The organism is Halarcobacter bivalviorum (genome assembly GCF_003346815.1).
GTDB lineage: Bacteria > Campylobacterota > Campylobacteria > Campylobacterales > Arcobacteraceae > Halarcobacter > Halarcobacter bivalviorum.
In genome coordinates, this window is sequence record NZ_CP031217.1 from 333,341 (window position 1) to 359,125 (window position 25,785).

General features: G+C 31.2%; 18 protein-coding genes, 2 tRNA genes and 3 rRNA genes. 15 read left to right on the plus strand and 8 right to left on the minus strand.

Annotated elements, in window-relative coordinates:
* Positions 1-129 precede the first annotated feature (129 nt).
* The gene (locus tag ABIV_RS01700) at positions 130-1,278 is read right to left on the minus strand and encodes a MalY/PatB family protein (RefSeq protein WP_114838251.1); all 1,149 of its coding nucleotides are present in this window, start codon (positions 1,276-1,278) and stop codon (positions 130-132) included.
* An 84-nt stretch (positions 1,279-1,362) separates the two neighbouring features.
* Here ABIV_RS01700 and ABIV_RS01705 point away from each other — a divergent pair, with 84 nt between their 5' ends.
* Positions 1,363-3,180 carry a menaquinone biosynthesis decarboxylase gene (locus ABIV_RS01705; protein WP_114838252.1) on the plus strand — a complete coding sequence of 606 codons (1,818 nt, stop codon included), beginning with the start codon at positions 1,363-1,365 and terminating at the stop codon, positions 3,178-3,180.
* A gap of 7 nt (positions 3,181-3,187) precedes the next feature.
* On the opposite strand, the gene ABIV_RS01710 is transcribed toward ABIV_RS01705, so the two are convergent.
* Positions 3,188-5,461 (minus strand): transporter substrate-binding domain-containing diguanylate cyclase, encoded by a 2,274-nt coding sequence (locus ABIV_RS01710; protein ID WP_114838253.1) that lies wholly within the window; start codon positions 5,459-5,461, stop codon positions 3,188-3,190.
* 93 nt (positions 5,462-5,554) lie between these two features.
* Here ABIV_RS01710 and ABIV_RS01715 point away from each other — a divergent pair, with 93 nt between their 5' ends.
* From ABIV_RS01715 to rrf, 8 genes are all read left to right on the plus strand, one after another.
* Complete coding sequence (locus ABIV_RS01715; protein ID WP_114838254.1) at positions 5,555-6,124, plus strand: aminodeoxychorismate/anthranilate synthase component II; 570 nt, start codon at positions 5,555-5,557, stop codon at positions 6,122-6,124.
* Entirely contained in the window at positions 6,121-7,326 is a 1,206-nt protein-coding gene (locus ABIV_RS01720; RefSeq protein WP_114838255.1) for a glycosyltransferase family 39 protein, read from the plus strand. Before ABIV_RS01715 ends, ABIV_RS01720 begins: the two co-directional genes overlap by 4 nt.
* Positions 7,316-7,945 carry a type II secretion system protein gene (locus tag ABIV_RS01725; RefSeq protein ID WP_114838256.1) on the plus strand — a complete coding sequence of 210 codons (630 nt, stop codon included), beginning with the start codon at positions 7,316-7,318 and terminating at the stop codon, positions 7,943-7,945. The genes ABIV_RS01720 and ABIV_RS01725 overlap by 11 nt, the downstream gene beginning before the upstream one ends.
* A 365-nt stretch (positions 7,946-8,310) precedes the next feature.
* Positions 8,311-9,828, plus strand: a 16S ribosomal RNA gene (locus ABIV_RS01730).
* A 100-nt stretch (positions 9,829-9,928) separates the two neighbouring features.
* Positions 9,929-10,005, plus strand: a tRNA-Ile gene (locus ABIV_RS01735).
* A gap of 36 nt (positions 10,006-10,041) precedes the next feature.
* Positions 10,042-10,117: transfer RNA gene (locus tag ABIV_RS01740), tRNA-Ala, on the plus strand.
* A 315-nt stretch (positions 10,118-10,432) separates the two neighbouring features.
* Positions 10,433-13,343, plus strand: a 23S ribosomal RNA gene (locus ABIV_RS01745).
* A 135-nt stretch (positions 13,344-13,478) separates the two neighbouring features.
* Positions 13,479-13,594, plus strand: a 5S ribosomal RNA gene (gene rrf, locus ABIV_RS01750).
* The 16S, 23S and 5S rRNA genes sit together here with 2 tRNA genes alongside, the layout of an rRNA operon.
* A gap of 234 nt (positions 13,595-13,828) precedes the next feature.
* On the opposite strand, the gene ABIV_RS01755 is transcribed toward rrf, so the two are convergent.
* Both ABIV_RS01755 and ABIV_RS01760 read right to left on the minus strand, forming a co-directional pair.
* Entirely contained in the window at positions 13,829-14,341 is a 513-nt protein-coding gene (locus ABIV_RS01755) for a peptidylprolyl isomerase (protein WP_114838257.1), read from the minus strand.
* 12 nt (positions 14,342-14,353) lie between these two features.
* Positions 14,354-16,228 (minus strand): peptidoglycan D,D-transpeptidase FtsI family protein, encoded by a 1,875-nt coding sequence (locus tag ABIV_RS01760; protein ID WP_114838258.1) that lies wholly within the window; start codon positions 16,226-16,228, stop codon positions 14,354-14,356.
* A gap of 28 nt (positions 16,229-16,256) precedes the next feature.
* On the opposite strand from ABIV_RS01760, the gene ABIV_RS01765 reads away from it, so the two are divergent.
* Together ABIV_RS01765 and ABIV_RS01770 are read left to right on the plus strand one after the other, a co-directional pair.
* A complete protein-coding gene (locus ABIV_RS01765; RefSeq protein WP_114838259.1) occupies positions 16,257-17,477 on the plus strand; it encodes an FtsW/RodA/SpoVE family cell cycle protein in 1,221 nt (406 codons plus the stop codon).
* Entirely contained in the window at positions 17,477-18,502 is a 1,026-nt protein-coding gene (locus tag ABIV_RS01770; protein ID WP_114838260.1) for a UDP-N-acetylglucosamine--N-acetylmuramyl-(pentapeptide) pyrophosphoryl-undecaprenol N-acetylglucosamine transferase, read from the plus strand. Before ABIV_RS01765 ends, ABIV_RS01770 begins: the two co-directional genes overlap by 1 nt.
* Here the strand turns inward: ABIV_RS01770 and ABIV_RS01775 are convergent.
* The gene (locus ABIV_RS01775; RefSeq protein WP_114838261.1) at positions 18,488-19,255 is read right to left on the minus strand and encodes an undecaprenyl-diphosphate phosphatase; all 768 of its coding nucleotides are present in this window, start codon (positions 19,253-19,255) and stop codon (positions 18,488-18,490) included. The two genes, ABIV_RS01770 and ABIV_RS01775, sit on opposite strands and share 15 nt — an antisense overlap.
* Positions 19,255-19,908 (minus strand): MqnA/MqnD/SBP family protein, encoded by a 654-nt coding sequence (locus ABIV_RS01780; protein ID WP_114838262.1) that lies wholly within the window; start codon positions 19,906-19,908, stop codon positions 19,255-19,257. The genes ABIV_RS01775 and ABIV_RS01780 overlap by 1 nt, the downstream gene beginning before the upstream one ends.
* Positions 19,909-19,978: 70 nt before the next feature.
* Between ABIV_RS01780 and ABIV_RS01785 the strand changes: the two genes are divergently transcribed.
* The 4 genes from ABIV_RS01785 to glnA all read left to right on the plus strand — a co-directional run bounded on the left by ABIV_RS01785 (position 19,979) and on the right by glnA (position 23,012).
* On the plus strand, positions 19,979-20,200 hold the full coding sequence (locus tag ABIV_RS01785) for a MoaD/ThiS family protein (protein ID WP_114838263.1): 222 nt from the start codon (positions 19,979-19,981) through the stop codon (positions 20,198-20,200).
* A 5-nt stretch (positions 20,201-20,205) separates the two neighbouring features.
* On the plus strand, positions 20,206-20,649 hold the full coding sequence (locus ABIV_RS01790; protein ID WP_114838264.1) for a molybdopterin synthase catalytic subunit: 444 nt from the start codon (positions 20,206-20,208) through the stop codon (positions 20,647-20,649).
* Positions 20,649-21,461 (plus strand): histidinol-phosphatase HisJ, encoded by an 813-nt coding sequence (gene hisJ, locus ABIV_RS01795; protein WP_114840427.1) that lies wholly within the window; start codon positions 20,649-20,651, stop codon positions 21,459-21,461. Before ABIV_RS01790 ends, hisJ begins: the two co-directional genes overlap by 1 nt.
* 123 nt (positions 21,462-21,584) lie before the next feature.
* Entirely contained in the window at positions 21,585-23,012 is a 1,428-nt protein-coding gene (gene glnA / locus ABIV_RS01800) for a type I glutamate--ammonia ligase (RefSeq protein ID WP_114838265.1), read from the plus strand.
* Between the two features lie 74 nt (positions 23,013-23,086).
* Here glnA and ABIV_RS01805 read toward each other — a convergent pair whose 3' ends face one another.
* On the minus strand, positions 23,087-25,081 hold the full coding sequence (locus ABIV_RS01805; protein ID WP_114838266.1) for a penicillin-binding protein 1A: 1,995 nt from the start codon (positions 25,079-25,081) through the stop codon (positions 23,087-23,089).
* A gap of 1 nt (position 25,082) precedes the next feature.
* The gene (locus ABIV_RS01810; RefSeq protein WP_114838267.1) at positions 25,083-25,784 is read right to left on the minus strand and encodes an ATP-binding cassette domain-containing protein; all 702 of its coding nucleotides are present in this window, start codon (positions 25,782-25,784) and stop codon (positions 25,083-25,085) included.
* Between the last annotated feature and the right edge of the window lies 1 nt (position 25,785).

Genomic DNA, 25,785 nt, shown 5'->3' on the forward strand with positions numbered 1-25,785 from the left:
ATCTATCCCATTTATTAGAATGTTTAAGAAATTGTACTATAAATTGTGTTACTATTTGGTCATATGTTAAAAATTCTTGTAAGTTTAAAATTTAGTGAGAAGATTTGTAATACTATAGGGTAAACAAGGCTAAAAATATGTAACTATTTTACTCAGACCTTTCTCTAATTCACTTGTTGGAAGTGCACAGTTTAGCCTAAAATACGAGTCTCCCTCTACTCCAAAGCTTCTCCCATCATTAAGTGCAATTTGTGACTTTTCGAATAACATATTTTTTATTTCTTTATGTTTTAGGCCTGTGTTTTTAAAGTTAAGCCATAACAAATATGTTGCTTCTGGCTCGAAAAATTGTACTTTTGAGTTACATTTTGATAGATAATTTTTTGTAAATTCTATATTCTTTTTTAGATATATTTTTAATTCCTCTAACCACTCTTCTCCAAATTCATATGCAGCTTCTAAAGCAGTAAATCCAAATACATTTATAGAATTTAATTCTCTTTTTGCAAGTTCTTTATCAAGTTTTTCTTTAATTTCTTTATTTTCACAAATAGTATAAGCACAATTTAGACCTGCAATATTAAAAGTTTTTCCAGCAGAATTTAATGTTAGAGTAATATTTGAAATCTCTTTTGATAAAGATGCCATAGGAGTAAACTTATCAAAAACTAAATCAGCATGAATTTCATCACTTATAATAATAAGATTGTTTTCAAGACAAATCTTTGCTAACTCTTCAAGCTCCTCTTTTTTCCAAAGTCTTCCAACTGGATTATGTGGAGAACATAAAACTAAGATTTTAGACTTAGAAGTTATTTTATTTTTTAAATCTTCTAAATCCATAGTATAGTAACCATTATTTTCTTTTAGTGAATTTCTAACTATTTTTCTATTATTGTTTTTAATAGAGTTAAATAGGGGGAAATAAACAGGAGTTTGAACAATAATTTCATCATCTTCTTCACTTAAAGCTTCAATTGCTGCACTATATGCGGGTACTACTCCATTACAAAATGAAATCCAAGACGTATCTATCTGCCAAGAGTGTCTTTTGTGCATCCACTCTTTTACTAGATTATATGTTTTCGTAGAAGGTTTTGCATACCCATAAACTCCATGTTGGGCTCTTTTTATAATTGCCTCATTTATTACATCAGGAGTTTTAAAATCCATATCAGCTACCCAAAGTGGTTGTAAATCAGAATATCCAAAGTATGTTTCTAGTGCATCATACTTTGCACAAGATGTTCCTTTTCTATTTACAATTTCATCAAACATATATATTACCTCTACTATAAACTATTCTTTAATGATAAAATGATATAAAACTTATACTAATAATTGGTTTACTACGAGGAAGAAATGAAAGAAGCTATTGAACTATTAAAGAAAAATGACTTACTAAAAGTTATAGATGATGAATTAGATATTTACTTAGAGATACCACATATAGCATATGTCGAAGTTAAAAAAGAGGATTCTAAAGCACTATTATTTACAAATGTAGTGGATAGAAAAAACAATAAAAAATTTGATATTCCAGTATTAATGAATGTATTTTGTAATGAAAAAGCTGTAAAACTTTTCATAGGTGATGGAGATAAAATAGGAAAAGAGATAGAATCTTTACTAAAAATGAAACCACCAACAACATTAAGTGAGAAACTTTCAACTTTTGGAAAATTATTTGCTCTTAAAAATACAATTCCAAAGAAAAATAGAGGAAAAGGGGAGTGTCAAGAAGTAATAAAATTAGGAAGTGAAGCTAAACTTTCTGATTTACCAATTCTAACAACTTGGGAACAAGATGGAGGACCATTTATTACAATGGGACAAGTTTATACAACTTCATTAAATGGTGAAATGAAAAACTTAGGTATGTATAGACTGCAAGTGTATGAAGATAATACTTTAGGAATGCACTGGCAAATTCATAAAGACTCTAATCACTTTTTCCATGAATATAAAAAAGCTGGAAAGAAGATGCCTGTTTCAATTGGAATAGGTGGTGACCCTATGTATATTTGGTGTGGACAAGCTCCTCTTCCTATTGGTATTTTTGAACTAATGCTTTATGGATTTGTAAAAAATAAAAATGCACAACTTGTGAAATCAATTACAAATGATATATATGTTCCAAGAGATAATGATTTTGTAATTGAAGGTTTTGTTGATACAAGTAAACTAAGAATAGAAGGACCATTTGGAGACCATACAGGATATTATACATTAGAAGAAGAGTATCCCTTTATGGAAGTAACAGCTATTACTCATAAAAAACAGCCAACATATTTAGCAACAGTAGTTGGAAAACCACCATTAGAAGATAAATATATGGGACATGCAACAGAGAGAATATTTTTACCACTTCTAAAAACAACCGCTCCTGATCTAATTGATTATTGTATGCCTGAAAATGGAGTATTCCATAATCTAATTATTGCAAAAATTAAAACTTTATATCCTGGTCATGCTTCTCAAATGATGCATGCCTTTTGGGGAGTAGGGCAAATGTCATTTGTAAAACATGCTATTTTTGTAAATGAAGATGCACCTGAATTAACAGATTATGAATCAGTTACTGAATATATTTTAAATAGAATTGATATTGATGAACTTCTTATTTCAAGAGGAGTTGTCGATGCACTTGACCATACAAGCCCAAAATTTGCTGTAGGTGGAAAATTAGGACTTGATTGTACAGGAGAAGAAGTATCTAAGTTAGGAATTACTCTACTAAGTGATGAAGAATTATTAGCAAAAATACAAGAAATTACTGATGAGGTTAAAGATTTAAAACAATATTATACAAATACAAAAAATCCAGTAACAGTTATTACAGTTGACAAAAAAAGAAATCAAAAAGCACTTTTTGATGATTTAAAACCTCTTTATGAGAATATCAAAATTTTGATAATTGTAGATGCTTCAAATCAAAATGATGTAAATAATCCATATATGCTTTTATGGAGAGTTGTAAATAATATTGATTCAAATAGAGATTTATATATAGAAAATAATACTATTTGTTTAGATGGAACAAATAAAAATAATCTTGATAATTTTAAAAGAAGATGGCCTGATGATGTAGATTGTACAAAAGAGGTTATTGAAAGTTTAAGAGATAGAGGAATTTTAGATATATCTGATGAGTTTATAAAGAAATTCCAATTATGTTAAAGTAGTTTTATACTACTTTAACTTCATTTTTACCATTTCTTTTTACGAAGTACATGGCATTATCTGCTCTTGTTAATAAAGAATCTACACAATCTGTCTCTTCAAATTGAGATACTCCAAAACTACAAGTTACTGTTCTATTTATTTGAAAATCAAAAGTTGCAATTTTCTCTTTTAATAAATAAGCAATATTTTTTGCTTGTGTTTTATTTGTTTCAGGTAGGATAATAATAAATTCTTCTCCTCCCCATCTTCCAAAGAAGTCAGTTTTTCTAACACTTTGTTTAACAATAGAAGAGATTTTTTCAAGAACTTCATCTCCTATCGAGTGACCTAATTCATCATTTATTTTTTTAAAATTGTCAACATCAAAAAAGATTAAAGATAGACCTCTTTTATATCTTTGTTCTCTTTGTACTTCAGTATTTAAAATAAATTCAAGTTTTCTTCTATTGTAAATATTTGTTAAACTATCTAAATTAGCAATTTTAAAAAGCTCTTTCTCTGCTAGTTTTCTTTTTTTTATCTCTCTATTTAATTTTCTATTGTTAAATACAATTATAAAAATAATAGTAATTAGAAAAAAGATAACTTTATAAACCCAAGAGTAGTCTTTTTCTGGTTCATAGATTATAGAGTTATATTTATCCCTAATTGTTTTTCTCTCTTCATCTGTAATTGTAGAAATAGCTTTATTTAAAATATTTAATAAGACTTCATTTTCTTTATTTACATGAAGTTTTATCTCATATTCTTCTTTAAAAATCCCAGATATTTTAGTATTTGAGATAGATTTTTTTGTAATATTATACGATAGAGCAGGAAGTTTACCTAATATTCCATATACTTTTTTATCTTGAAGTAAATCAAAAGCTTCATTTATATTTTTTACTTCTACAAACTCAATTCTTGAATACTTCTTTTTTAAATCCTTATAATAAGAAGCATATTTAGTAATAGCAATTTTTTTACCTTTAAGTTCATCTATTGATAAACTATAAGGTTTATCCACTAAAGTTGTTAAAGCAAGTTTTATATCATCTATTTTTATAGTTAAGTTAGAATCTAAATTTTCATAATCACTGTTTCCAAAAGCATATTTTACATTGTTTAAATTTTTATCTATACTACTATTTGCTTTTTTATTATTATTTATTACTTCAATATTTCCATGTAGATTAAGCTTTTTAATTAAAAGATTCCAATAGTCTATTTCAATTCCAGAAAGTTTATTGTTATTTTCAAAGGTAAAAGGTGGAAATGTTGAATTAGAAATTAGCCTTACTTGATTATTGCTAATATAGTTTTTTTCTTCTAATGATAAATTAATCTTTTTAGAATCATAAATAATATCTTCAAGTTTAAAATTTATAACACTATTACTTAAACCTAATAAGAGATATAATCTTTTGATCTCTTCAACTTTTTCTGTACTAATATTTCCTAATTTATTTTGTTCTACTTGAGCAAGCTCTTTTAAGATATTTCCTTCATAAATCAAAGAGTCTAAACTTTTATTTTGAGTATTATATTTATCAAAAATGATTTTTGCTGTCTCTTCAATATTTTCAAAAGCATATTTCCAGCCTTTGATTATAGCTTTATGCATTTTTCTTACACGAACAGGATTTTCTTCAAGCTCTTTTTTTGAAGTAAAAAGTAAACCTCCATAAAATTCAAAACCATAGTCACTTGGATTCTGAATAGTAAAATCAATATTTTTTGATTTTAAAATATAGGGCTCATTTGAAAGATAACAACCCATTGCATCTGTTTTTCCTGAAATTAAATCTTCAAGTTTAAAAGAGTGTGTTTGAAAATTAATATCATTTAAATTTAAACCTTGAGAGATAAGCATTGAGTTTATTGCTGCTGCTGATCTTGCATCAGGAGTTAGCATGATTTTCTTATTTTTTAAATCTTTTATAGTCTTAACATCTGAATTATCTAAAGAGATTAAAACCATGGGAGAATTTTGATAAATAGCAGCTAAAAGAATAATCTCTTTACCTTCTAATCTATCAATTATTAAAGAGGATTTTCCTACGGCATATTCTGACTTTGAAGTTAAGACATCATTTACTAAATCAACATCAAAGTTAAACTCTTTAATAGATACCTCTAATTCCTCTTCTTCAAAGTATCCTTTTTCTTTGGCAATATAGTATCCTGCAAACTGAAATTGATGTAACCAATCAAGTTGTAAAGAGACTTTTTCTTTGGCAGATAAAGAAGAAATAACAGTGAAAAGTAATAAGAAAATGACTTTATATTTATACATTTGGGAAGTATATCAAAATAATCTAAAATATAATCCATATGTATTTAATATATATGTTGCTATAATGCCTATTCTAAAAATAGGAGCAAATTAATGATTTTAATGATTGATAATTACGATTCATTTACATATAATATTGTTCAGTACTGCTTAGAATTAGGTGCTGATTTAAAAGTAATTAGAAATGACGAATTAACTATAGAAGAGATAGAAAAACTAAATCCCGAAAAAATTATAATCTCTCCAGGGCCTGCAACTCCTGATGATGCAGGTATATGCTTAGAAGCAATTAAATATTTTAGTGATAAAAAACCAATTTTAGGAATTTGCTTAGGGCATCAAAGTATTGCACAAGTATTTGGAGCAAAAGTTATAAAAGCAAAAAATATGATGCATGGAAAAACTTCAAATATAAAACAAATAAAAGAGACTAAAATTTTTAAAGATTTACCTGAAGAATTTATTCAAACAAGATACCATTCATTAACTGTTGAAAAAGATGATTTACCTAATATTATTGTACCAACTTCTTATAGTACAGATGATGAAGAGATTATGTCTTTAGAAATTAAAGGTAAAGAGATTTATGGAGTACAATTTCACCCTGAATCAATCATGAGTGAACATGGACATAAGATTATAGATAACTTCTTGAAAATATGAAAACTCTGACTAGTGCATATAAATATATATTCTTACTTTTTTTCTTTTTAGTATTAAGTGCACTAGCTTATAATATTTCAACTCTTAGTATCTCATATAAAGAGGCATTGAACTTTTTTGTAAACAACTCTTTATTGTCTATTATTACAAATGCTTCAACAACAATCTTAGGACAAAGTGATTTTGCATTAAGATTTCCTTTTTTACTACTTTATATCTTATCAGTAGTATTAATGTATAAAATTACTGAAGGCTTTTTTAAAAGAGAGTCAGATAGATATATAAACTTAGCAATTTTTTCTATCTTACCTGGTCTTTTAAGTGCTTCACTTCTTGTAAATAGTGCAGTGATAGTTACTTTCTTTACTCTTTTATATATATACATTTATAAAGTAACAAGTAAACACTCATATATACTTCTATTTTTATTTTTATTTTTAGATAACTCATATGCGATTTTCTTTTTAGCACTGTTTTTTTATTCATTAAAAAAGAAAGATAACAATCTACTTATTGTTTCTTTATTACTTTTTGGTCTTTCAATGGGGATATATGGTTTTGACACAGGAGGAAAACCTAAAGGGTTCTTAATTGATACTTTTGCAATCTATGCTTCTATTTTTTCTCCTTTACTTTTTATCTTCTTTTTCTACTCTATATATAGAACAGGAATAAAAGAGAATAAAACACTAACATGGTATGTTTCTACAACTTCTTTATTTTTCTCTTTATTATTATCATTTAGACAAAGAATATATATAGAAGATTATGCACCCTTTGTTGTAATCTTTTTACCATATATGGTAAAACTATTTTTTCATAATTTAAGAATAAGACTTCCTCAATTTAGAATCAAACACTATTACTTAACTTTTGCAACATTATTCGTATTAGTATTAAATGTAAGTTTAACACTATTTTATAAACCACTATATCTATTAATAGAAGAACCAAAAAAACATTTTGCCTATGATTATAATTGTGCAAAAGAGTTAGCTTCTTTATTAAAGAGTAGAAATATCAATTATATTGACTCAGAAGATAAAGAACTTCTATTAAGATTGAGATATTATGGTATTGAGTCAGGTAATGAATATTATCTTACTACAAGAGAACAATATTATTATGATTTAAAACTAGATGTTGAATATTTCAGTAAAGTTTTATTAACAGCATACATAATAAAAGAAGATGAAAAATAGTTTTTCTCTTTTAGAGTTAATCTTTGCCATCTTCTTATTAATATTAATTTCCTCATATTTTTATTTTACCCCAACAAACAATAAACTTCAAGAAGCTACAAAAAGAATAGAACTATATTTAAAACAAACAAGATATCAAGCTCTAATTGATGATAAAAAAAATCTTAGTGATAATCAATGGCATAAACAAAGATGGACAATGAAGTTTTTTAGATGTAGTAACAATAGTGGACTTTATTATGTTATATATAGTGATACAAATAAATTAGGTCATCCAAATGAAAATGAAAGTTTACTAGATCCTTTAACAAAAAAAAGAGTTTATGCAACAAACAGTTGTGAATATAATAGTAAAAGAAGCAAATATGTATTACTTACAAAAGAGTTTGATATTGTAAAAGTAGATATAAGTTGTAATTCAACAGATAGTTTAGGACAAATATCTTTTGGTAGTGATGGAAAAGTTTATACAAAATTAAGTACAAAAGATAATAGTTTTAATGAATTTGAATTAAAAAAGAGATGTGAAATTAAACTAATTGATAAAAATTTAAAAGAAAAAACAATTTTTATAGAAGCAAAAAGTGGCTTTATAGGGCTAAATAAGGCAAAACAATAGTAAAAAAACAGTAAAAGCCGAAGAATTTCAAAATTTAAGGAAACTTTTAGAAAAAAGCCTTGACAAAGGGAAAAAAATCTATTATAATTCCCGTCCAATTTCAGAGGAACGACTCAAAAAGAGAGTCACTAGAGTTTCGAAGAGATGGGAGATCTTTAACAATTTAGAAGGTTTATGAATAACTTTTATAAACCGAATATGAAATTACAACAAACAAGAATATATGTAAATATATCCTTGTCTATTTAACAAGTAATCTAAGATAATTAATTATCGAAGAGAGCTTAATAACAAAGCTAATGCTTTACAATGAGATTTATTTTGTAACTGAAGAGTTACTAAATAGTCAGAGAATTAAACTTTTTTTTATGGAGAGTTTGATCCTGGCTCAGAGTGAACGCTGGCGGCGTGCCTAACACATGCAAGTCGAACGAGAACGGACTTAAGCTTGCTTAAGTTGTCAGCTAAGTGGCGCACGGGTGAGTAATGTATAGTTAACCTGCCCTCGAGAAAGGAATAACAGATGGAAACGTCTGCTAATGCCCTATATGCCCATAATACATAAGTATGCTGGGGAAATGCTTTAGTGCTCGAGGATGGGACTGTATGGTATCAGATAGTTGGTGAGGTAATGGCTCACCAAGTCAATGACGCCTAACTGGTTTGAGAGGATGATCAGTCACACTGGAACTGAGACACGGTCCAGACTCCTACGGGAGGCAGCAGTGGGGAATATTGCACAATGGAGGAAACTCTGATGCAGCAACGCCGCGTGGAGGATGACACTTTTCGGAGCGTAAACTCCTTTTATATAGGAAGATAATGACGGTACTATATGAATAAGCACCGGCTAACTCCGTGCCAGCAGCCGCGGTAATACGGAGGGTGCAAGCGTTACTCGGAATCACTGGGCGTAAAGAGCGTGTAGGCGGGTTATTAAGTCAGAAGTGAAATCCTATGGCTCAACCATAGAACTGCTTTTGAAACTGGTAACCTAGAGTATGGGAGAGGTAGATGGAATTTCTGGTGTAGGGGTAAAATCCGTAGAGATCAGAAGGAATACCGATTGCGAAGGCGATCTACTGGAACATTACTGACGCTGAGACGCGAAAGCGTGGGGAGCAAACAGGATTAGATACCCTGGTAGTCCACGCCCTAAACGATGTACACTAGTTGTTGCCATGCTAGACATGGCAGTAATGCAGTTAACACATTAAGTGTACCGCCTGGGGAGTACGGTCGCAAGATTAAAACTCAAAGGAATAGACGGGGACCCGCACAAGCGGTGGAGCATGTGGTTTAATTCGACGATACGCGAAGAACCTTACCTGGACTTGACATTTACAGAACTTTCAAGAGATTGATTGGTGTCTGCTTGCAGAAACTGTAGGACAGGTGCTGCACGGCTGTCGTCAGCTCGTGTCGTGAGATGTTGGGTTAAGTCCCGCAACGAGCGCAACCCACGTCGTTAGTTGCTAACAGTTCGGCTGAGAACTCTAACGAGACTGCCTGGGCAACCAGGAGGAAGGTGTGGACGACGTCAAGTCATCATGGCCCTTACGTCCAGGGCTACACACGTGCTACAATGGGGTATACAAAGAGCCGCAATACCGCGAGGTGGAGCAAATCTCAAAAATATCTCCCAGTTCGGATTGTACTCTGCAACTCGAGTGCATGAAGTTGGAATCGCTAGTAATCGTAGATCAGCAACGCTACGGTGAATACGTTCCCGGGTCTTGTACTCACCGCCCGTCACACCATGGGAGTTGAACTCATTCGAAGCGGGGATGCTAAGATAGCTACCCTCCACAGTGGATTCAGCGACTGGGGTGAAGTCGTAACAAGGTAACCGTAGGTGAACCTGCGGTTGGATCACCTCCTTTCAGAGAAGAGAAGTTAGATTCGTTTCTAACTTCCAAAGCTATCAAAGATAGCAGTAATTCATGTTCGGTTTATAAAGGTTATTTAAAATAGGTGACAAATGGGCCTATAGCTCAGCTGGCTAGAGCGCTCGACTGATAATCGTGAGGTCCCAGGTTCAAGTCCTGGTAGGCCCACCATTATAAATAATCTGTTAAAGTTATAGGTTAAATGTTGGGGATATAGCTCAGCTGGGAGAGCGCCTGCCTTGCACGCAGGAGGTCAGCGGTTCGATCCCGCTTATCTCCACCATCTATTAAAAAGCTAAATATAAGTTCAAAAGAGATTGAATTTATATTTGGTTTTATACAACCAAAATGCGTTACCTTGAAAAAATGAGAATTTTTTTAAGATAGCATGATATTTAAAAATTTAATGTTAAAGTCTTTAATTTTTTCGTTTAAATCAATATCTTTCGTATGAAGATGATTTAAAAAACAAAAAATTTCATATCTAATAAAATAGATAGACACAACTAACTTATTTAATACAGAAGTATTTAATAAGATAGTAGCCAAGGAATAATTATTCAAAAAGGTTAAAGTAAGAAATTACTTTATCTCAAATAAATAAGCTATTAAGGGCTAATGGTGGATGCCTTGACTGTAAGAGGCGATGAAGGACGTACTAGGCTGCGATAAGCTTTGGGGAGCCGCCAAGAGGCATTGATCCAGAGATTTCCGAATGGGACAACCCAGCATATAGAGATATATGTTACACGAAAGTGGGCGAACCTGGTGAAGTGAAACATCTCAGTAACCAGAGGAAGAGAAATCAAATGAGATTCCGTTAGTAGCGGCGAGCGAACGCGGATTAGGGCAAACCCTATGCTTGCATAGGGGGTTGTAGGACCATAACATGAGACTAAAGAAGATAGATGAAGTAGTTGGAAAGCTACAGCATAGAAGGTGATACTCCTGTAATCGAAATTTTCAATAGCTCTAATGGTATCCTGAGTAGGACGGAACACGTGATATTTTGTCTGAATCCGGGGGGACCACCCTCCAACCCTAAATACTACTTACAGATCGATAGTGAACAAGTACCGTGAGGGAAAGGTGAAAAGTACCCCAGTGAGGGGAGTGAAATAGAACCTGAAACCATTAGCTTACAATCATTCGGAGCCCTATGATTTATCAGGGTGACGGACTGCCTTTTGCATAATGAGCCTGCGAGTTGTGGTGTCTGGCAAGGTTAAGTCAAGTACGAAGCCGTAGCGAAAGCGAGTCTTAATAGGGCGAATTAGTCAGATGCTGCAGACCCGAAACGAAGTGATCTATCCATGGGCAGGTTGAAGCTGGTGTAAGAGCCAGTGGAGGACCGAACCGGTAGGCGTTGAAAAGTCTTCGGATGACCTGTGGATAGGGGTGAAAGGCCAATCAAACTTCGTGATAGCTGGTTCTCTCCGAAATATATTTAGGTATAGCCTCTAGTAGTAGCATGTAGGGGTAGAGCTCTGACTGGGCTAGGGCTGCTCACCGCGGTACCAAACCCTATCAAACTTCGAATACTACATGTGTAATCTAGGGAGTCAGGCGATGGGTGATAAAATCCACCGTCGAGAGGGGAACAACCCAGACTAACAGCTAAGGTCCCAAAGTTACATCTAAGTGGAAAACGATGTGGAGTTACTGTGACAACCAGGAGGTTGGCTTAGAAGCAGCCACCCTTTAAAGAAAGCGTAACAGCTCACTGGTCTAGTGATTCTGCGCGGAAAATATAACGGGGCTAAGATGTACACCGAAGCTTTAGACTCAATTTATTGAGTGGTAGGAGAGCGTTCTATTCAGCGTTGAAGATGTACCGGTAAGGAGCGTTGGAGCGGATAGAAGTGAGCATGCAGGCATGAGTAGCGAGAAAAGAGGTGAGAATCCTCTTCGCCGAAAACCCAAGGTTTCCTACGCGATGCTCGTCATCGTAGGGTTAGTCGGGTCCTAAGTCGAGTCCGAAAGGGGTAGACGATGGCAAATTGGTTAATATTCCAATACCAACATATAAGCGCGATGTGGGGACGCATAGAGTTAATCGAGCTCACTGATGGAATAGTGGGTCGAAGGACGTAGGTTGTTACTTAGGCAAATCCGGGTAACGTTAGACCGAGATCTTACAGGCCGTTGACGCCCTCCGGGGAAGATTCGGAATCGATGATACTGTCGTGCCAAGAAAAGCCACTAAGTATATTATATGTTGCCCGTACCGTAAACCGACACAGGTGGGTGGGATGAGTATTCTAAGGCGCGTGGAAGAACCCTGGTTAAGGAACTCTGCAAACTAGCACCGTATCTTCGGTATAAGGTGTGCCTACTTCTGTATAGAGACTTGCTCTCAAAAGCGGAAGAGGTTGCAACAAAGAGTCCCTCCCGACTGTTTACCAAAAACACAGCACTTTGCTAACACGTAAGTGGATGTATAAGGTGTGACGCCTGCCCGGTGCTCGAAGGTTAACTGATGATGTTAGCGTAAGCGAAGCATTTGATTGAAGCCCGAGTAAACGGCGGCCGTAACTATAACGGTCCTAAGGTAGCGAAATTCCTTGTCGGTTAAATACCGACCTGCATGAATGGCGTAACGAGATGGGAGCTGTCTCAACCAGGGATCCAGTGAAATTGTAGTGGAGGTGAAAATTCCTCCTACCCGCGGAAAGACGGAAAGACCCCGTGCACCTTTACTACAGCTTGACACTGTAGCTTGGATATTCATGTGCAGGATAGGTGGGAGGCTTTGATACTAGGACGCCAGTACTAGTGGAGCCATCCTTGAGATACCACCCTTGAATATTTGAGTTACTAACTGGGATGAGTTATCCTCATTCAGGACAATGTCTGGTGGGTAGTTTGACTGGGGCGGTCGCCTCCTAAAAAGTAACGGAGGCTTACAAAGGTTAGTTCATGGCGGATGGAAATCGCCAGTTGAGTATAATGGCATAAACTAGCTTGACTGTGAGACATACAAGTCGAACAGAGACGAAAGTCGGTCATAGTGATCCGGTGGTTCTGTGTGGAAGGGCCATCGCTCAAAGGATAAAAGGTACGCCGGGGATAACAGGCTGATCTCCCCCAAGAGCTCACATCGACGGGGAGGTTTGGCACCTCGATGTCGGCTCATCGCATCCTGGGGCTGGAGCAGGTCCCAAGGGTATGGCTGTTCGCCATTTAAAGCGGTACGCGAGCTGGGTTCAGAACGTCGTGAGACAGTTCGGTCCCTATCTTCCGTGGGCGTAGGAAAGTTGAAGAGATTTGTCCCTAGTACGAGAGGACCGGGATGAACGTACCACTAGTGTACCAATTGTTCTGCCAAGGGCATCGTTGGGTAGCTATGTACGGATGTGATAAGAGCTGAAAGCATCTAAGCTCGAAGCCAACTCTAAGATGAACTTTCCCTGAAGATCCCAGCAAGACTAGCTGGTTGATAGGCTAGATGTGTAAGCGTTGTAAGACGTTTAGCTGACTAGTACTAATAGATCGTTTGGCTTTTTTATATAATTTCTTGGACTACTATCTTATTAAGTACTTAAAATAGTATTTAATAATTGTGAAAGACTTAACATTAAAACTTTAAACTCAAACAATGTGAGTACAGAGCATACTTATTAAGTATGTTTGATACTCATATTGCTGGTGGTTTTAGCGAAGTGGAAATACCCAGACCCATTCCGAACCTGGAAGTCAAGCACTTCTGCGCTGATAATACTGCAGGGTCCCCTTGTGGAAACGTAAGTCGCTGCCAGCTCTTGAGTATTTACAAGGCTTATCTTTATCAACTTCTTTTAAGTTGCTAAGGGTAAGCCTTTTTTTTAGCCTTCTTTTATTTCCCCCTCTAATTCTTCTGCTACTGTTTAAAGCCCTTTTTAGACTTTAAGTTCTTTAAAATATCTTTGTATATGGGGTTTGTATTGGATTTTGTTTATAGGTGTTTAAATAAGCTTGAAGAGCAGTAGAATGCTCTTCAATATAAAAATTGAGATTAGTCTCTTTTTTCTAAAATTTGAATTGAATTAATTCTATCACCTTGTCTAATTGAATCAAGAACTTCAAAACTCTCTTCATCATTCTCTTCAATCTCACCAAAAACTGTGTGTTGTCTATCTAAATGAGGTTGAGATTCAAAGCAGATAAAGAATTGGCTTCCTCCTGTATTTGGACCAGCATGAGCCATAGATAAGCTTCCTTTATTGTGTACTTGCTTTTCAGCATCTGTTTCACATTCAATAGCCCACTCAGGACCACCCATACCAGAACCTTCTGGACATCCACCTTGAGCCATAAAACCTGGAATTACTCTGTGAAAGTTTAATTCATCATAAAAACCTTCATTTGCAAGTGTTGCAAAATTTGATACTGTATTTGGAGTCTCTTCATTAAAAAGTTTAACAAAAATAGTTCCTTTTTCTGTATCAATCTTTGCATATTGAAATTTTGCTAACTCTTCAGCTGAATAGTTATATTCTTTTAGTTCTTTTCTTCCAAAACCGAACATTTAAATCCTTTATTATTTTTCTGAAATTATATCTTTTTTTGGTGTAAGATAGTTTAACTTAACTAGGTTATTAACAATTTCTTTAAAAACTGGTACAGCTGACCATGCAGCATAGTGGTAATACCAATATTGACCTGTAGAAATTGGATCAACAACAGTTACTCCAATAGTATAAGTATTATTTCCATCATTTACAAAACCAAAGAATGATGAGATATATTTTTTAAGATATTTACCACCTCTTGCAATTTGTGCAGTACCTGTTTTTCCACCAATTTCTAAACCTTCAACTTGTGCAGCTCTACCTGTTCCTTTTTCAACAGTTTTTACTAACATTCTTTTTATTTCATTTGCTGTTGATTCTTTAATAATTCTTTCACCCTCTAAGATATCTTTTTTAAATTTTTCATTATCTACTTCTATATGTGAAACTATTTTAGGAGTAACTGATTTACCTCCATTATTAAAAATAGAGTAGGCTTTCATAACTTGCATAAAAGTTGAAGTCATACCTTGACCATATGAAACAGTTGCTTTAAATACATTATCTTCTTTTTCTTTATCGTTTGCAGAGAATTGCCAAACTTTTGGCATTACACCAACTTTTTCATAGGGTAAATCAATTCCAGTTTTTCTTGTAAAACCAAATCTTTTCATCCCTTCAAAAAATTCTGGCCCACTTAGTCTTTGTGCCAATTGCAATGTACCAATATTCGAAGAAAAGATAAAAATATCATCTAGTGTAAGATAATGTTTTTTAAATCTATGGTCATCTTTAATAGAAAACCTATCTAATTTATATCTTCCTTTTGGGTATTCACCTTTTTGATTAGGTTTTCCTTTTGTATTATGTGCAAAGAATAGCTCATCTTTTTTAACTCTATTTTTATCTAATACTAAAGCAATTGCAACTGGTTTAATAACAGAACCTGGCTCATATTGATACTCTATTGCATTTACATTTAATGAAGGGATATCTTTTTGAAAGATTCTTTCTGGATTAAATCTATTTGAAGAGGCAAGAGATAGAATTTCACCTGTTTTACTATCCATGACTGACACTATAATCTCTTCAGCTCCAAGTTTTTGTTTATATCTATCTAAGATTGACTCATTGTTTTTTTGAAGTTTTAATGGAATATTTAATACTAAATTTGCCCCATCTACTCTTTTTTTGATTGTAGAATCCTTATTAAATGAGATATAAGATAAAACATCTCTATTCCCACTTAAAACTCCATCTTTACTATTATTTAGTAAATCATCAAATTTTCTTTCTAATCCTTTGATTCCTTTAACTTTTGTTTTTCCATTTTCAGATTCATATTTTCTAATATATCCAACAACAGGAGTTAAAGTATCTTCGTATGAGTAGATTCTTTTTTCACCACTTTCGACAATACTTAAGCCTCTAAGAACTCTTCCACCATCAACTTTTCTTGCTTTAAAGACACCAAGTTTTCTGAGTTTAAATCCAAGTTCATTTAGGTTTTTTGCAGTTTTAGAATCAATATTATAAGATAGTACTAAATAACCAGGGTTTGAAAAAGACTCATTTACTTTTTCTTCAACTTTTTTATAAGGGATATTACTATAAATAGAAAATAGTTTTATAAAGAGTTCTTTTTTATTTTTATCTAAATATCTTGAATCAATTGAAGCTTTGTATATTTTTTTTGAAGTTGTTATTTTAAAATTATCAGCACTAATTATTTCACCTCGTACAGAAAGCTCCTTTTTGGATATTTCTAGACTGGGTAAATTCCTATCTTTGTTTATTGTAAAATAAACAGAGACAATTAATATAATAATTAAAAAAAGTATGAAAAAAAATAGAATTACAATTTTCTTAATTTTATTATCATTCTCGTTAAGTTTTGAAGACATATTTATCCATAATATAATATAATAGCGAATGCATTCTAACAAAAATCAAATTAAAAATAATAGAATTTATCAAGCTGATTATGTACTATTTTTATTGGTATCAGCACTTATTATAACTAGTATAATATTTTCATATTCATTAAGTGTATATACAGTGCAATATTTCGAGTACAATCAGTTTCACTTTTTTATAAGACAACTATTTGTGGGAGTTTTATCTATTTTTATTATGTGGGGTTTTTCTTTACTAAATCCTGATAAAATTGTAAATAAATTGGGAATGTTTCTTTTTATAACTTTTTTTATTCTTATGGCTATTATGCCTTTTTTACCAGCTTCTTTAGTAACTGCTTCTGGTGGAGCTAATAGATGGATTAGGCTTCCTGGTTTTTCACTTTCGCCTGTAGAATTTTTTAAAATAGGGTTTATCTATTTTCTTTCTTGGTCTTTTCATAGAAGATTGATTGAGATTCCTAAAAAAATTACACTTAAAGAAGAGTTTATTTTATTACTTCCATATTTTTTCAGTTTTATTATTATTGTATTTATTATTGCTTTTTTACAAAAGGATTTAGGTCAAGTTGTTTTATTAGGTGGTATTTTATTTATTCTTTTGATTTTTGCAAATAGATCTTATAAAGTTTTTGTTACTTTAGGTTTAGTTGGAGTAATTGCTTTAGTTGGTCTTATTGTTGCAGCACCTCATAGAATTCAGAGAATTTTTTCATGGTGGGCAATGGTTCAAGATGGAATATTAATGGTTTTACCTTCTTGGGCTGATAAATACCTAAGAATTGAAGATTTACCAGAACCTTATCAAGTTTCACACTCTTTAAATGCAATGAACAACGGAGGAATGTTTGGACAAGGTTTAGGTTTAGGGGATATAAAATTAGGATTTTTATCTGAAGTTCATACAGACTTTGTTTTAGCTGGTATTACAGAAGAGATAGGTTTTGTTGGTTTAGTATTAATTAGTGTTTTAATGTTTTTAATAGTACTTAGAATTTTTAAAATTAGTGGAAGAGTTGAAAATAAGATATATCATCTATTTACTATTGGTGTAGCTTTAATGATAATTATTGCATTTTTAATTAACTCTTATGGTATTTCAGGAATGATTCCAATTAAAGGTATTGCTGTACCTCTTGTAAGTTATGGTGGTTCTTCAATGTTGTCTATGGCAATTGCAATAGGGCTTGTATTATCTATTAGTAAATCTGTTGATTTGAGAAAAAAGGTTAAATAATGAAAGAGACAGTTGTTATAACTGGTGGTGGAACTGGTGGACACCTTAAAGTTGCAGATGCTTTTATTGAAGAGTTTCATAAAAGAGGCTTTAAAGTAATTTTTATTGGTTCAGCAAATGGGCAAGACCCTAATTGGTTTGAAGATGATAAGAGATTAAAAAAGGCTTTTTTCTTAGATACTAAAGGTGTTGTAAATAAAAGTTTTTTTGGAAAAATAAAAGCTTTAATGCAAATTGTTTCTCAAGTAAGTAAATGTAGAACAATTTTTGAAAAATTTAATATAAGTAGAGTTATTAGTGTTGGTGGATTTTCTGCTGCACCTGCTACTTTTGCTGCAATTACAACAGTTGATTGTTATTTATTTATACATGAACAAAATTCAGTTATGGGTAAACTAAATGAAAAAACAGCAAGATTTGCTTCTGAAATTTACTCTTCATTTTTACCTCAATCTCCTGTAAAAGATTATCCAGTAAATGATGATTTTTTTGATAATGCAAGAATAAGAGATGAGTTAAAATCTGTTATTTTCTTAGGTGGTTCTCAAGGTGCAAGAGCTATTAATGATTTTGCATTAAAAGTTGCTACAGATTTAACAAGATTAAAAATTAAAATTATTCATCAAACAGGAAAAGCAGATTTTGAAAGAGTAAAGGATGCTTATGAAAATTTAGGTATAGAAGCTGATGTTTTTGCTTTTACAAATAATTTACCAGAAAAGATGAATGAAGCAGATTTTGCAGTAAGTCGTGCAGGTGCTTCAACTTTATGGGAGCTTTGTGCAAACTCTTTACCTACACTTTTTATTCCCTTCCCCCATGCAGCAAAAGATCATCAATATACAAATGCAAAATTCTTAGAAGATAAAGGTTTATGCTATTTATTAAGAGAAGAAGAGTTATCCAAAGAGAAGTTTATTGAGATATTAAAAAAAGATAACTATATAATAAGTAAAAAATTAGTTGACTCTATAAAATATAATGCTATAGAGTCAATTGTTGATGATATGTTAGATAAAAGTTAAAAGTAATACACCAAATACTATTCTATAAATTCCAAAGGCTACAAAAGTAAAGTTTTCTAGGAATTTTAAGAATAGTTTTATTGCAATAAATGCAACAACAAAAGATACTACAAATCCAATAGCAAGATTTATTAAATTTCCAGACATCATTAATTCTTCATGGTGTTTTAATACATCATAACCTGTAGTTGCACACATAACAGGAAAAGCTAAAAGAAAAGAGAATTCAGCACTAGCTTTTCTATTTAATCCAACAAGCATTGCTCCAATAATAGAAGAACCTGCTCTTGAAGTACCAGGTATTAAAGCAAAGATTTGAGCAAGTCCTATATATAATGATTGTTTGAAAGTTATATCTTCAACATCTGAAGTAGTATGTTTTGACTCATCATAATATTTTTCAACTATTAAGAAAACAATCCCACCTATAATAAACATCCAAGCAACAATCTCAATTGAGAACATTGCTTTAACATAATCAGAAAAGATAAATCCTATTATTGCTATAGGTAAAAAAGCAATAAATACTTTTGTCCATAAATTAATATGTGAAAAAGTAAATTTAGATGGATAGTTTAATACAACTGCTAAGATTGCAGCAAACTGAATAATTACTTCATAAGCTTTATTTACTGAGGTTTGATCAATTCCTAAAAATTCACTGGCAACAATTAAGTGTCCAGTTGAAGAGATAGGTAAAAACTCTGTAATACCTTCAATAACTCCTAAAATAAATGAATCATATATTGTCATTATAAACTCTTTGTTAATTGTAAAAATTTTTTGATTGCTCTTTTTTCTTTGATTCCAATATCATAATCAATCTTTTTCAAATAATCTAAAATAGCACTCTTTGAGATTCCACTTCTTTTTGAATAGCTTTCTAAAATATATTGTGGAATATAGATAGTTCTTTTATTAAATCTTTTAGTGATTTTTTTTAAATATTTTTCATTTTTATTTACACACAAGGTTGCAAAAACAAAAGGTAAGTTATATTTCTCTTGCCAAGCAAGAGCAAGGTCTATAAAATTTTTATCTTCTGCGTCATGGAAATATTTTAAAGCTTTGTCTCCAATTAGAACTTTTCCTTTTAATCCTAATACTTTAGCAAGAGCATTTGAAGTTTCACTTTGATAATCTTCTTTTTCTTCTCCAGGTATTAAAATTACTGATTGTACTTCATTTCTTGCAATAATTCCAAGGTCAAGTCTTTTCTCTCCCCTTGATGCAATTGAAGAGATAAAAGCAGAATCTACTTTTCTTTTTTTGAATCTGCTATTAATAATAGAAGGATAAGATTTTTTATATTCTATTATGGCTTTAACTTGATTTGATTTGATATTTCTTTTAATATATACATGAAATGGAAGTAAATTAATAAAATCTATTTTAGCAAATAACATTGATTTAGGTCATCCTAACTTAAATTAAATTTGCTATAATACATAAACTTTAGTAAATAAGGGGTTAATTATGGTAAAAGTAGAATTTCTAGGCCCAATTAATAAAGAAGCATTAAATGTAGATATTTCTAATTTAAATGAGCTAAGTTCTTTATTAAAAGAAGACCAAGAAGTATGTAAATGGTTAGAAAACTGTGCTGTTGCAGTTAATGATACATTAGTAGCTACAAAAGATGTAGCTTTAAGCGATGGAGATAGAGTATCTTTATTACCTCCTGTATGTGGTGGGTGATTTAAGTGGAAAAATTACAGCTTTTTGAAGGTTCTTTACCTGTTGAACAAATAACTAACTCTTGGTATCAAGAGTTCAAAACTTCTAACTATGGAGCAATTATTACTTTTGTTGGGGTAGTTAGAGATGAAAACTCAATTGAAGGTTTATCTTTTGATATTTATGAACCTATTTTAAAATCTTGGTTTGATTCTTGGCAAAAAAAAGCAAATGAAAAAAATGCAATTGTTTTAATGGCTCATTCAAGAGGAGATGTATTAAATCATGAAAGTTCTTATATTGCAGCTGTTTGTTCTCCCAAAAGAAGAGTAGCTTTAGAGATGATTGATGAATTTGTAGAGGATTTTAAAGCACAAGCTCCTATTTGGAAATATGACATTATAGCTGGGAAAAGAGTTTATGCTGAAGATAGAAGTACAAAAATTCAAGGTTCAGGTATCTTAAATTGATAAGCAGTAAACAAAGAGTAGATTTACATAATCATACAACTTTATGTAACCATGCTAATGGAACTACTGAAGAGTATGTTAAAAGAGCAATAGAAGTAGGAATTGATACTTTTGGTTTTGCAGACCATGCTCCTATGAACTTTGATCCCAAATATAGAATGGATATCTCTCAAAAAGAGTTTTATGAAAATGATATAAAATTTTTACAAGAGAAATATAAAAGTAAAATAGAAATCTTATTAGCCTACGAAGTTGATTTTATGCAAAATAAAACTTTGATGTTAGATGAAATTTTAAATGCAAAAGTTGATTACTTAATAGGTTCTGTTCATTTTATTCAAGAAAAAAACAGTGAGCTTTGGGGGTTTGATAATCCTGAATTTATAGGCAAGTATAAAGAAAAAAATATTGATGATATTTGGGCTGACTATTTTTCAGTTATTGAAGAGATGGCTAAATCAAAACTTTTTGATGTGGTTGGACATTTTGATTTAATAAAGGTTTTTAAATATCTTCCAAATAAAGATATAAAACTATTAGCAAAAAAGGCAATGAGTGAAATTAAAAAAGCAAATATGGTTTTAGAAATAAATGCTGCAGGTTTAAGAAAACCTATTAATGAAACCTATCCTTCAAAAGAGCTTTTAGAATTAGCATATGAAATGAATATTCCTATTACTTTTTCTTCAGATGCACATGAAATTGAGCAGATTGGATTTAAGTATGATGAGGTAAGTTCTTTAGCTAAGAATATCGGTTATACAACTTGTATAAAATTCAAGAATAGAGAAAAAATAGTAGTTAATTTTTAGACAAAAAACTCTTAATATCTAATATAAAAAATATTACATTGTATATTTTTTATACAGTTTTTTTATCTTATATTTTCTAAATTTAGCTACAATTAATCATAACAATTTCAAGGAGTAATTATAATGGGAAAATTTGTTAACAATACTGAAGAGTTTTTCAATTATTGTGAGGAAAACGAAGTACAATTCGTAGATTTTAGATTTACAGATTTAAAAGGTACTTGGCACCACGTAACTTATATGATGGAAGCTGTAAGTGTTGAACAATTAGATAATGGTTTACCATTTGATGGTTCATCTGTTGAAGCATGGCAACCAATTAATAAATCAGATATGATTTTAAAGCCTGATGTTGAGACTGCTTTTTTAGATCCATTTACTACTGATTCTACAATCATTGTTATTTGTGATGTATATGATATTTATAAAAATGATATGTATGAAAGATGTCCAAGATCAATTGCTAAAAAAGCATTAACTCATTTAAGTGAGTCTGGTGTTGGTGATGTTGCTTACTTTGGACCAGAAAATGAATTCTTTGTATTTGAAGATGTAAAAATTATTGATTCTATTAATGAGTCTTATTATAAAGTTGACTCTGAAGATGGAGAATGGAATGATTCAACTGATTATGAAGTTGGAAATATTGGACATAGACCAAGAACAAAAGGTGGTTATTTCCCAGTAGCTCCTATTGATAATGGTGTAGATTTAAGAGCTGAAATGATGCAAGTATTAAAGCAAGTTGGTTTAACTGTTGTTTTAGGACATCACGAAGTTGCTCAAGGTCAACACGAAATTGGTGTAGTATTTGGTGATTTAATTGAAGCTGCTGATAATGTACAAAAATTAAAATATGTTATCAAAATGGTTGCACATTTAAATGGTAAGTCTGCAACATTTATGCCAAAACCATTATTTGGTGATAATGGAAATGGTATGCACGTACACCAATCAATTTGGAAAGATGGTAAAAATTTATTCTATAAAGAAGGTGAATATGGAAACCTTTCAGATATGGCAAGACACTATATGGGTGGAATTTTTAAACATGCTAGAGCAGTTGCTTCATTTACTAATCCATCAACAAACTCTTATAAGAGATTAATTCCTGGATTTGAAGCACCATCAATTTTAACTTATTCTTCTCAAAATAGATCTGCATCTTGTAGAATTCCTTATGGAGCGGGAGAAAAAGCAACAAGAATTGAAATGAGATTCCCAGATTCAACAGCTTGCCCATATTTAGCATTTGCTGCTATGTTATGTGCTGGATTAGATGGTATTAAAAATAAATATGAGCCTATTGGACCAATGGATGATGATTTATTTGAATTATCTTTAGATGAAATTAGAGAGAGACAAATTCCTCAAATGCCTCATACATTAAGAGGTTCTTTAGAAGCATTAATTAGAGATAATGAATTCTTACAACCAGTATTTACTCAAGATATGATTGATATTTATCAACATTATAAATTTGAAACTCAAGTTTGGCCATACGAAGCTAGACCAACTGCGTTTGAATTTAAAACAACTTATTCTTGTTAATAAAAGAATAAATTTAATAAAAAAGGTAAGCTTATATGAGCTTACCTTTTTTTATGTCTATATAAAATATTTTCTTAAAATTGAATACTTGGTTCTTGTGTATTAGTTGATGGTACAGTATCAATTTCAGGTAAAGGAGATTTATCAGTATAATACTCTTTTTCTCCATTAATAATAGAAGTTTTTACATTATCAGGCTTTCTAAATTCTCTTTGTATTTCAGGATGAATTTCTAAATATTTTTTATAAAAATTTGCAAAAGCAGGACCAGCAGTTACTCCTCCTGTCTCACTTCTTCTCATAGGTGTATTATTATCTTTTCCAAAATATACAACAGTTTGTATTGTTGGAGAAAATCCACAAAACCATGCATCAACATTGTCATTTGTTGTTCCTGTTTTACCAGCAAGCTCAATTCCAGAAACTCTCGCTCTTCTACCCGTTCCTTTTTCTACTGCATCATGTAAAATTGATTTTGTTAAAAATACTTGCTCAGGTGAACTAATATATTTATATTGGGGATCAAAAGTAATAGTCTCATTTTTTGAGTTACTAATTGAATTAATTAAATAAGGTTCAACTTGCGTTCCATCATTTGCAAGAAAAGAGAGAGCTTTACTTAGATTTATAGGTGAAATCGAAAAAGAACCTAAAGTAATAGATAAATCTCTTTGAATACCTGTAATTCCATAACTTTCTAAGCCTTTGTACATCTCATTTATTCCAACATCTGTAACTAAATTAATTGTTGCAAGGTTTCTTGATTTCATTAAGGCTTCTCTTAAAGTAATAATACCTTTAAATGTTCCCCCATAGTTTTTAGGTTTCCATTTTTTCTCTTCTTCTCCAACTTTGTATTCATAAGTTCTTCCAATATCAGCAACTTGTGAAGCAGGAGAGTATCCAAGTTCTATAGCAGTATGATATAAGAATGGTTTTACAGCAGAACCTGGTTGTCTTTCACTTTGTACAGCTCTATTAAAATTTGATTCTTTATAATCAATTCCACCTACAAGTGCTAAGATTTTTCCTGTATTGTTTTCTATTGAAACCATTGCCCCATTTAAGGTATTAATAAAATAGCCCTCTTCAACAGGCTGACCATTTACATCTACATTGTTAACTGGATTTTTTTGAAGATATGCATCTCTTTCTAAGATTTTATCATATGCTAATTTCAGTGATTCTCTTGCAATCTCTTGTGCTTCTAAATCAATAGTTAAATTAACAGTGTATCCTCCTGTTTTAATATCAGGAATATCTTTTTTTAATAGTTTTAATGCATAATCAATAATATAAGGAGCTTTATTTTGTGTTAAAGTTTGGTCATACACTGTTGGTATATAGTTTATAGAATCATTATACTGTTCTTCATTTATCCAACCAAGTTTATGCATTCTAGTTACAACTTGATTTGCTCTTGTTAAAGAATATTTTAAATTTCTTGTAGGGTCATAAAAACTAGGAGCTTTTGGAAGACCAACTAAAATAGCTATTTCTTTGATATTTAATTCATAAAGGTCTTTTTTAAAATAACCCTTTGCAGCAGTTCTAATACCATAATATCCATGACCAAAATATACTTCATTTAGATATCTTTCTAATATTTGTTCTTTTGTAAGTATTGTTTCTAGTCTTATTGAAAGTAAAGCCTCTTTTATTTTTCTAATAAGTTTTTTTTCTCTTGTTAAAACTATAGATTTTACTAATTGTTGAGTAAGTGTACTTGCCCCTTCAACATAACCTAAAGCTTTTACATTTTTAATCATAGCTCTTGATATTGCATCAGGATTTACTCCTCCATGTTCAAAAAACTGAGTATCTTCAATTGCAACAAGTGCTTCAACTACTCTTGCAGGTATATCATCATACTTTACATAAATTCTATGTTTATTATCAAATATATTTGCAATAAGTTTTCCATTTTTATCATAGAATTGAGTTGTCATATTTGGTTTGTAGTTAACAATTTTGTCAATATCATGTCTAATTTCAGAGTATAAATATAGTAACCAACCAGAAATAGCTACAGCTATAAATATTATAAAGGCAAAAATATATCGTATCATCTTATTTCCTAAATTCTTTATTTTTAAATGTTGAGTTTATTAGCATCTTGGTATATTCCTCTTTTGGATTATTTAAGATATCTTCTGTAATACCTTGTTCAATAATTTTTCCATCTTTTATTATGATAACTTCTTTACATAAGTTTTTAATTGAGTCAATATCATGTGTTACAAAAAGCATAAGTAGATTTAGTTTTGATGTTAACTCTTTTATTAAATTTAATATTGTATCTTTTGAAGCTTCATCTAAAGCAGTAGTAGGTTCATCTAAAAGAAGAAGTTTTATATTATTAGACAAAGCAATTGCAATTACTACTCTTTGAAGTTGTCCTCCACTTAACTCTTTTGGAAAACGATTTAATAAATCTTTATTTAATCCTACAAGTTCTAAAAGTTCCATTTTTTTATTATCTTCACAAAAAAATTGATCTTTAATTTTTGTCATAGGAGATAAAGAAGTAAAAGGGTTTTGTGGAATAAATCCTATTGTATTATGATTTAATTCAAAATTTGAAGAGATCTCTTTTTTAGAAATCAAAGAAGAGGGAAGTAGATTTAATATAGCTTTTAGTGTTAAAGATTTTCCACTTCCACTTTGTCCTATTAAAGCTGTAGAACTATTAATTGTAAAATTTATATCTACTAACTTCTCATTTCTATTACTTGTAATTAGTAGTTGTTTTATCTCTACAGCTATAGACATA

What these genes read in the sequence shown, in the direction of transcription:
- ABIV_RS01700 (WP_114838251.1), bottom strand. Translation starts at nt 1,278, where the DNA reads ATGTTTGATGAAATTGTAAATAGAAAAGGAACATCTTGTGCAAAGTAT.
- ABIV_RS01705 (WP_114838252.1), top strand. Translation starts at nt 1,363, where the DNA reads ATGAAAGAAGCTATTGAACTATTAAAGAAAAATGACTTACTAAAAGTT.
- ABIV_RS01710 (WP_114838253.1), bottom strand. Translation starts at nt 5,461, where the DNA reads ATGTATAAATATAAAGTCATTTTCTTATTACTTTTCACTGTTATTTCT.
- ABIV_RS01715 (WP_114838254.1), top strand. Translation starts at nt 5,555, where the DNA reads ATGATTTTAATGATTGATAATTACGATTCATTTACATATAATATTGTT.
- ABIV_RS01720 (WP_114838255.1), top strand. Translation starts at nt 6,121, where the DNA reads ATGAAAACTCTGACTAGTGCATATAAATATATATTCTTACTTTTTTTC.
- ABIV_RS01725 (WP_114838256.1), top strand. Translation starts at nt 7,316, where the DNA reads ATGAAAAATAGTTTTTCTCTTTTAGAGTTAATCTTTGCCATCTTCTTA.
- ABIV_RS01755 (WP_114838257.1), bottom strand. Translation starts at nt 14,341, where the DNA reads ATGTTCGGTTTTGGAAGAAAAGAACTAAAAGAATATAACTATTCAGCT.
- ABIV_RS01760 (WP_114838258.1), bottom strand. Translation starts at nt 16,228, where the DNA reads ATGTCTTCAAAACTTAACGAGAATGATAATAAAATTAAGAAAATTGTA.
- ABIV_RS01765 (WP_114838259.1), top strand. Translation starts at nt 16,257, where the DNA reads ATGCATTCTAACAAAAATCAAATTAAAAATAATAGAATTTATCAAGCT.
- ABIV_RS01770 (WP_114838260.1), top strand. Translation starts at nt 17,477, where the DNA reads ATGAAAGAGACAGTTGTTATAACTGGTGGTGGAACTGGTGGACACCTT.
- ABIV_RS01775 (WP_114838261.1), bottom strand. Translation starts at nt 19,255, where the DNA reads ATGACAATATATGATTCATTTATTTTAGGAGTTATTGAAGGTATTACA.
- ABIV_RS01780 (WP_114838262.1), bottom strand. Translation starts at nt 19,908, where the DNA reads ATGTTATTTGCTAAAATAGATTTTATTAATTTACTTCCATTTCATGTA.
- ABIV_RS01785 (WP_114838263.1), top strand. Translation starts at nt 19,979, where the DNA reads ATGGTAAAAGTAGAATTTCTAGGCCCAATTAATAAAGAAGCATTAAAT.
- glnA (WP_114838265.1), top strand. Translation starts at nt 21,585, where the DNA reads ATGGGAAAATTTGTTAACAATACTGAAGAGTTTTTCAATTATTGTGAG.
- ABIV_RS01805 (WP_114838266.1), bottom strand. Translation starts at nt 25,081, where the DNA reads ATGATACGATATATTTTTGCCTTTATAATATTTATAGCTGTAGCTATT.
- ABIV_RS01810 (WP_114838267.1), bottom strand. Translation starts at nt 25,784, where the DNA reads ATGTCTATAGCTGTAGAGATAAAACAACTACTAATTACAAGTAATAGA.